Raw genomic sequence first — 1,723 nt, 5'->3', positions numbered from 1 at the left:
GGGCCAGTTCGTCAATCAGGACGATGAAGGGGTTGCGGGCAATCAGGCCCTCCACGTCGAGTTCGCTCAGGGTCACGTTGCCATGCACGATCTCGCGCCGGGGAAAAACGGGCAGGCCCTCGGCGGCCTGCAGGGTTTCGCGCCGCCCGTGGGTTTCCAGCACGCCGACCAGCGCGTCCTCGCCGCGTTCCAGCCGCTCACGCAGCTCGTTCAGGGCGCGGTAGGTCTTGCCCACGCCCGCCGCCATGCCGATGAAAATGCGGTGGGTGCCGCGCTCAGGCTGTGGCGACTGCGAGTCGCGGGGGAGGGTCAGGCGGATGGGTTCGGACATCGTGTTTACTGCCCGTCCAGGCTCAAATTCACCGCCAGCACATTCACGCGCGGCTCGCCCAGCAGTCCCAGATCACGGCCTTTCAGGTGGGCTCGGATGACCTTTTCCACCCCGGCGGGCTGCATGCCCCGCGCCTGAGCAATCCGGTTCACCTGCAAAAGTGCCGTCGCCAGCGTCACGTCGGGGTCCAGGCCGCTGGCCGAGGCGGTCACGGCGTCTATCGGCACCGGCACGTCCGCGCCCAGGCCGTTTTCCTGGCGGAAGGCGGCGATGCGCCCTTGCACCGCGCCCTGCAACTTGGCGTTGGTGGGGCCCCAGTTGCTGGCGCCGGAGTTCTCGGCGTTGTAGGGCTCGGGGCCGCTGCCGTCGGTCTTGCTCGTCATGGAGGGGCGGCCATGCAGGTAGCGCGGCGCAGTGAAGTTCTGGCCCAGCACCGCCGAGCCGACCACCTGGCCGTTCCGGGTCACCAGGCTGCCGCCCGCCTGATTGGGGAAAGCGGCGCCCGCGACCACGGTGGTCAGCAGCGGATAGGCCAGGCCGCACACCAGCATGAACAGCACGGCGGCCAGCAGTGCACTGAGCAGCAGCCGGGGCAGCGGCGTGGGGCGCTCGGCAGGGAGGGGGGCGGAGTTCTGGAGGTTGGCATTAGGGGTGGTCATTTTGATTACTCCTTGGAGGTGGTTTTAGCGGTGTGGGTGGGCGATCAAAGACCCCTCACCCCTCGCTTTGCAAGGCCCTCTCCCCTTGGGAGAGGGAGGGAGCCGCGCCAGCGGCGGAAGGGTGAGGGGTTACTTCAGCACCACGCCCCGCAGCATCTGGAGGTGGTCGGCGACCGGGCCCAGCGTCAGCGCGGGCAGGAAGGTCAGGGCGCCCACGATCAGAATCACGAACACGGTCAGGGCGCCGAACAGCGCGGTGTCGGTGGGCAGGGTGCCGGAGCCGGCGGGCACGCGCCGCTTGGCGGCCAGCATCCCCGCGACCGCCAGCATCGGCAGCAGCGTCAGGTAGCGGCCCATCAACATGCTCAGGCCGATGGTGAGGTTGTAGAAGAAGGTGTTGGCGCTCAGGCCGGCAAAGGCGCTGCCGTTGTTGGCGGTGCCGGAGGTGTAGGCGTACAGGATTTCGGAAAAGCCGTGCGGGCCGGGGTTGTTCAGCGAGTTCAGGGCGCCCGGCAGCACGCAGGCCAGCGCGGTGAAGCCCAGGATGCTCAGCGGGTGCGCCAGTACGGCCAGCATGGTCAGCTTGACCTCCTTGGCCTCGATTTTCTTGCCCAGGAATTCGGGAGTGCGGCCCACCATCAGCCCGGCGATGAACACGCCCAGCACCAGGTACTGCACGAAGTTGATAAAGCCCACGCCCTTGCCGCCGAAGACGTTGTTCAGCATCATTTGC

Annotated in this window: 2 protein-coding genes and 1 pseudogene; all 3 read right to left on the bottom strand. The window is 67.7% G+C overall.

The annotated features are described in order from the left end of the window. Nucleotides 1-331, bottom strand: a pseudogene (locus T432_RS08970) (two-component system sensor histidine kinase KdbD); the annotation flags it as partial. 5 nt (nucleotides 332-336) lie between these two features. Beyond that, nucleotides 337-990 (bottom strand): potassium-transporting ATPase subunit KdpC, encoded by a 654-nt coding sequence (kdpC, locus tag T432_RS08965; protein WP_010883955.1) that lies wholly within the window; start codon nucleotides 988-990, stop codon nucleotides 337-339. A 129-nt stretch (nucleotides 991-1,119) separates the two neighbouring features. After that, nucleotides 1,120-1,723: potassium-transporting ATPase subunit KdpA (locus T432_RS08960; protein WP_162150138.1), on the bottom strand; the 604-nt coding region annotated here is incomplete at its 5' end.

Origin of the sequence: Taylorella asinigenitalis ATCC 700933 (assembly GCF_000687755.1) — a bacterium.
GTDB classification, from domain to species: Bacteria; Pseudomonadota; Gammaproteobacteria; order Burkholderiales; family Burkholderiaceae_B; genus Taylorella; species Taylorella asinigenitalis.
This window is presented reverse-complemented; position numbering and strand designations above follow the sequence as displayed.

Bases quoted from the DNA above. Each gene is read 5' to 3' on its own strand.
- kdpC (WP_010883955.1), bottom strand. From the start codon at position 990: ATGACCACCCCTAATGCCAACCTCCAGAACTCCGCCCCCCTCCCTGCC.